Annotated in this window: 5 protein-coding genes and 1 pseudogene; 5 read left to right on the top strand and 1 reads right to left on the bottom strand. The window is 66.5% G+C overall.

What is annotated here, in order from left to right; translation table 11 throughout:
• The 4 genes from VFA16_RS19780 to VFA16_RS19795 form a co-directional block, all read left to right on the top strand.
• Positions 1–317: AMP-binding enzyme (locus VFA16_RS19780; protein ID WP_414687773.1), on the top strand; the 317-nt coding region annotated here is incomplete at its 5' end.
• A complete protein-coding gene (locus tag VFA16_RS19785; protein WP_324969454.1) occupies positions 295–1,197 on the top strand; it encodes an acyl-CoA dehydrogenase family protein in 903 nt (300 codons plus the stop codon). The genes VFA16_RS19780 and VFA16_RS19785, both read left to right, overlap by 23 nt.
• Positions 1,184–2,272, top strand: a complete 1,089-nt coding sequence (locus VFA16_RS19790) for an acyl-CoA dehydrogenase family protein (RefSeq protein WP_324969455.1) — start codon at positions 1,184–1,186, stop codon at positions 2,270–2,272. Before VFA16_RS19785 ends, VFA16_RS19790 begins: the two co-directional genes overlap by 14 nt.
• Before the next feature lies 1 nt (position 2,273).
• Entirely contained in the window at positions 2,274–3,041 is a 768-nt protein-coding gene (locus tag VFA16_RS19795) for an enoyl-CoA hydratase/isomerase family protein (RefSeq protein WP_324969456.1), read from the top strand.
• An 84-nt stretch (positions 3,042–3,125) separates the two neighbouring features.
• On the opposite strand, the gene VFA16_RS19800 is transcribed toward VFA16_RS19795, so the two are convergent.
• Positions 3,126–3,887, bottom strand: coding sequence for an SDR family NAD(P)-dependent oxidoreductase (locus VFA16_RS19800; protein WP_324969457.1), 762 nt, complete (start codon positions 3,885–3,887; stop codon positions 3,126–3,128).
• 78 nt (positions 3,888–3,965) lie between these two features.
• On the opposite strand from VFA16_RS19800, the pseudogene VFA16_RS19805 reads away from it, so the two are divergent.
• Positions 3,966–4,585, top strand: a pseudogene (locus VFA16_RS19805) (acetyl-CoA C-acyltransferase); the annotation flags it as partial.

A 4,585-nucleotide genomic window follows, 5' to 3' on the forward strand; every position in this document is an offset into this window, starting at 1 on the left:
GCAAAGAGATGATCAAGGTCCGCGGATTTCAGGTGGCGCCCGCTGAAATCGAGGCGGTGTTGCACGGTCATCGCGCAGTCAAGGACTGCGCGGTGTTCGGTGTGCCCGACGGCGTCAACGGCGAAGCGGTGGTCGCCGCCGTCGCGACGCAGACCCCGGTCGATGCCGCCGAACTCACCGATCGGGTCGCCGAGCGGCTGGCATCGTATAAACGGCTGAGCCGCGTGGTCTTCGTGTCCGACATTCCTCGGCTGCCTTCCGGGAAGGTGCTGCGCCGAGTACTGAAGGAGCGCTATGGATGTACGTCTGACCGCTGAACAGCAACAGCTGCGCGACGCCGCCGCTAAGCTCGCCGACGATCTCGGACCGGGTTCGGTGCAGGCTCTCGAGGATGAGGTCCGTATTGCGCGGCTGGACAAGCAGATTGAGGCGACGGGCTGGCGAGCGCTGCGCTCCGATGGTGCCTCCGGCGTCGAAGTGGCTATCGTCGCCGAGGAGTTCGGCCGCGGTCTGGTCGACGCCCCGTTTCTGGGACCGGTGCTGGCCGACGACTTGGCCCGCCATGTCGGTGTCGACGCGGGTGCGACGGTCGCGGTCGACGGTCGGGGCATCGACGCGCGCGGATATCGGCGCGCCTTGCTGCTCGACGGGGCCACGGTGCTGGCCGTCGACATCCACGCGGTGGGTGGCGGTGCGGACCTGACCAGAGCGGAGGCCGGCTTCCTGGGATCGCCTGCTGCCGTGGGCGAAATAGCCGACAACATTGCGGCACGATGGCTGGCGCTGGCGTTGGTCGCCACGACCGCCGACCTCGTCGGAACTGCGCGCGGCGCCCACAGTTTGGCGTGTGACTACGCGAAAATCCGTGAGCAGTACGGCAAACCCATCGGCTCATATCAAGCGGTGGCGCACATGCTGGCCGAAAGCCTGGCGCTGATCGAGGGATCGGTCAGCGTGTCACGGCACGCTGCCTGGGCGGTCGACGAACTCGACGCGGACCAAGCGATTCGGGCTGCCCGAGTCGCGAAAATCTACTGCGCCCGCGCCGCACGCACCGTGTGTGAGACCACCGTGCAGGTGCACGGCGGCATCGGCAACACCTGGGATTGCCTGGCTCATGTCTTTTTGCGCCGGGCGTTGACTTCCACCGAGCTGTGGCCCGTGAAGCTGGAGGAGATCGACATTGGACTTTCGTGATTCACCGGAGGAAGCGGCTTTCCGGGAGCGGCTGCGCTCATGGCTTTCGGTGCACGCCAAGGAGTTCCCCAGCTCCGGCGACGAGTATTGGGCACGGCAAGGGGAGTGGCACCGGGCCTTGTACCAAGCCGGCTTCTTCGGGTTGTCCTGGCCAAGCGAGTACGGCGGCCACGAGCTGCCGCCGGTGTACGACGTCATTCTCGACGAGGAGCTGGCCCGCGCCGGTGCTCCGCCGCGGCCCAGCCTGGGCTATCTGGTGGTGGGTCTGAGCCGGCACGGCAGCAAGGAGCTGCAACGGCGGTTTCTGCCCGGGATGATCAACGGCACCGAGCGCTGGTGCCAAGGCTTCAGCGAACCTGGCGCCGGCTCCGATCTGGCGTCGCTGACAACCACCGCCACCCGGGACGGCGACACCTACGTCGTGCACGGCCACAAGATTTGGACCAGCTACTCCGACGTCGCTGATTGGTGTCTGTTGCTGGCCCGCACTGATCCCGATGCGAAACGCCACCGCGGTCTGTCAGCGTTCGTGATCTCGATGAAACAGCCTGGTGTGCAGCAACGTCCGCTGCGCATGATGAACGGTGTCACCACCGAGTTCGGACAAGTGTTCTTCGACGGCGCGACGGTGCCGGCCGATCACATGGTCGGCGCACCGGGTGAAGGCTGGGCACTGGCCATGACCGTGGTCGCACATGAACGGGAACCTTCCACGCTCGGATATGCCGCCCGATACGGCAAGCTGGTGCGCGACCTGGCGGCGAGCACCGCTGGCCCGCCCGCTCCTGAAGTGGTTTGGGCCGCAGTGCAAAGCGAGATGCTGACCCATCACGTGCGGCGGCGGCTGTCAGAACAGCTCGACGGTATGTCACACGGGTCGGACGGATCCCTGGACAAGCTGCTGATGACCTGGGTCGAGCAGTCGGTCGGGCACGCGGCGCTGGCGGTTGGCGGCACCCGCGACCCGGAGCTGCTGAGCGCCTATTTGTACAGCCGCGCCCAAAGCGTCATGGGCGGCACATCGCAGATCCAGAAAAACATCATCGCCTCGCGCCTTTTGGGATTGGGAGTTTGACGTGTACGACATGCCGGAGGAAATCGACGTTCAAGCCGACGGGCCGCTGCGGATCATCACGCTGAACCGCCCGGATGCGCTCAATGCGGTCAACGACAGCCTTCACACCGGGCTGGCGCAGCTGTGGCCTCGGCTCAGCGACGACCGCACCGCTCGCGCCGCGGTGCTCACCGGCAGCGGCCGGGCGTTCTCGGCGGGCGGCGACTTCCACTACCTGGCCGAGCTGGCGCAGGATGCCGATCTGCGCGCCAAGACCATCGCGCACGGCCGCGAGATTGTGCTGGGCATGGCGCGCTGCCGAGTTCCGGTGATAGCGGCCGTAAACGGGCCCGCCGTCGGGTTGGGCTGCAGTCTGGTGGCTCTCAGCGACATCGTCTACATCGCCGAAGAGGCCTACCTCGCCGATCCACACGTGCAGGTGGGGCTGGTGGCCGCCGACGGCGGGCCGATCACCTGGCCGCTGCACATCAGTCTGCTGCTCGCCAAGGAGTACGCCTTGACCGGTGCCCGGATCTCCGCGGTGCGGGCGGTGGAACTCGGCCTGGCCAACCATGTGGTAGCTGATCCGGTGGCCGAGGCGGTGGCCGCCGCCAAGCGGATCATGGAACTGCCGCAACAGGCCGTCGAGAACACCAAGCGGGTGCTCAATGTCCACTTGGAGCGGGCAGTGCTCGCCACGCTCGACTTCGCCCTGACGGCGGAGAATCAGTCGTTCCAGACTGAGGACTTCCGCTCGATCGTCGCCAAGCTGACTGCCGGAAAGAACTGACCTCAGCGCATTAGGCGGCCGCGAGCGTGACGGTGCAGTCACGCTCGGCGGCCAACGTGACGCTAGCGGCGCGTTCGAGGCGCGTCATTTCGGTGGGAAACGCAGCGCGCCGTCGAGCCGCACGACTTCGCCGTTGAGGTAGTCGTTTTCGACGATGCTCTGCACGAACGCCGCGTACTCCGCCGGCTGCCCCATCCGCTTCGGGAACGGCACCTGCGGGCCCCAGTACGCCTCCAACTGGTCGCCAGCCTGGCCGTAAGCGGGCGTCAAGAAGGTGCCGGGAGCGATGGTGACGACGCGGATGTCGAGCGGCGACAGGTCCCTTGCCGCGACCAGGGTCATGGAGACGACCCCGCCTTTGGCCGCCGCGTAGGGCAGCTGACCGATCTGTCCTTCGTATGCTGCGATCGATGCGGTGTTGACGATGACACCGCGCGCACCGTCCACCGGTTCCTGGCGCGCCATGGCGGCAGCGGCCAACCGCATCACGTTGAACACACCGGTCAAGTAGACGTCGATCGTCGTCTTGAACCCCTCGAGGTCCAGTGGGCTGCCGTCTTTGCCGACCAGCCGTCCCCCGCTTGCCGGGCCGCCGTGTGCATCCACCGAAATCCGCAGCGGGCCAAGGGATTCAGCTTCCGAGATCGCTGCCTGAACGTCGTCGGTGTTGGTGGCGTCGGTCCGCACATAGCGAGCACCGAGCTCGCTTGCCAATTCCTTGCCTTTGTCGTCGGCTAAATCGGCGACGACCACCTGGGCGCCTGCGGCATGCAGCCGGCGAACGGTGGCCTCGCCGAGACCGCCGGCACCGCCGACGACGAGCGCGGAGCTCCCACTGATCTGCATACGGTTTCCCTTCTTGCAACGCGTACTCTCGTATGGAGAGAATAATGTTCTCATATCGCTGCGAATGGAGAGACCACCGTGCCTGAAGCCGTCATCGTGTCCGCCCTGCGCACTCCCATCGGCACCGCGAAGAAAGGAACGCTGCGCGACACCAGCGCCTACGACCTCGCACATCATGTGGTCTCAGAAGCCGCTGCCGGGCTCGACTCAGCGCCGGTAGACGACGTGATCCTCGGCGAAGGGCTTTACGGCGGCGGCGTCGTGGCTCGGCACGCAGCGATCACCGCGGGACTGACCTCGGTGCCCGGGCTGGCCAACAACCGGCATTGCGCGGCCGGGCAGGCGGCGGTACAAAGCGCCGCGGCCAGCATTCGCGCCGGCATGGACCAGCTGATCATCGCCGGCGGGGTGAACTCGGCGTCGACGTCGCCGCGCTCGCGCATCCAGGTGGACGGTGAATGGGTCGACTGGTTCCCACCGACCCACCCCGACCGGCCGGACGCCCCGAACCTCGACATGTCGATCACCGTCGGGTGGAACGCAGCCGTCAAGGCGGGCATCAGCCGCGAGGACATGGACGCCTGGGCGTTACGGTCGCACCGCAATGCCATCTCCGCAATCGACGAGGGCCGCTTCAAAGAAGAGATCGTTCCGATCGAAACACCGCACGGGCTGTTTTCGGTCGACGAGCATCCGCG

It is taken from the genome of Mycobacterium sp. (genome assembly GCF_035653355.1).
GTDB lineage: Bacteria > Actinomycetota > Actinomycetes > Mycobacteriales > Mycobacteriaceae > Mycobacterium.

What these genes read in the sequence shown, in the direction of transcription:
- VFA16_RS19785 (WP_324969454.1), top strand. Translation starts at nt 295, where the DNA reads ATGGATGTACGTCTGACCGCTGAACAGCAACAGCTGCGCGACGCCGCC.
- VFA16_RS19800 (WP_324969457.1), bottom strand. Translation starts at nt 3,887, where the DNA reads ATGCAGATCAGTGGGAGCTCCGCGCTCGTCGTCGGCGGTGCCGGCGGT.